This is a genomic window from Pseudomonas sp. Ant30-3 (assembly GCF_000690905.1).
GTDB lineage: Bacteria > Pseudomonadota > Gammaproteobacteria > Pseudomonadales > Pseudomonadaceae > Aquipseudomonas.
Genome location: NZ_JMCL01000247.1, coordinates 1 through 449, shown reverse-complemented (window position 1 = coordinate 449; position 449 = coordinate 1). Strand labels below are relative to the sequence as shown.

General features: G+C 51.7%; 1 rRNA gene. It reads right to left on the bottom strand.

Going from position 1 to position 449, the window contains the following annotated elements:
- Positions 1 to 449, bottom strand: a 23S ribosomal RNA gene (locus tag DU29_RS0129160); the annotation flags it as partial.

Here is a 449-nt window from a genome sequence, read left to right as displayed (position 1 = left end):
CTGGTATCTTCGACCGGCATGAGCTTACGGAGCAAGTCCTTCACCCTCACCGGCGCACCTTCTCCCGAAGTTACGGTGCCATTTTGCCTAGTTCCTTCACCCGAGTTCTCTCAAGCGCCTTGGTATTCTCTACCCAACCACCTGTGTCGGTTTGGGGTACGGTTCCTGGTTACCTGAAGCTTAGAAGCTTTTCTTGGAAGCATGGCATCAACCACTTCGTGTTCGAAAAGAACACTCGTCATCAGCTCTCGGCCTTAAGATCCCGGATTTACCTAAGATCTCAGCCTACCACCTTAAACTTGGACAACCAACGCCAAGCTGGCCTAGCCTTCTCCGTCCCTCCATCGCAATAACCAGAAGTACAGGAATATTAACCTGTTTTCCATCGACTACGCTTTTCAGCCTCGCCTTAGGGACCGACTAACCCTGCGTCGATTAACGTTGCGCAG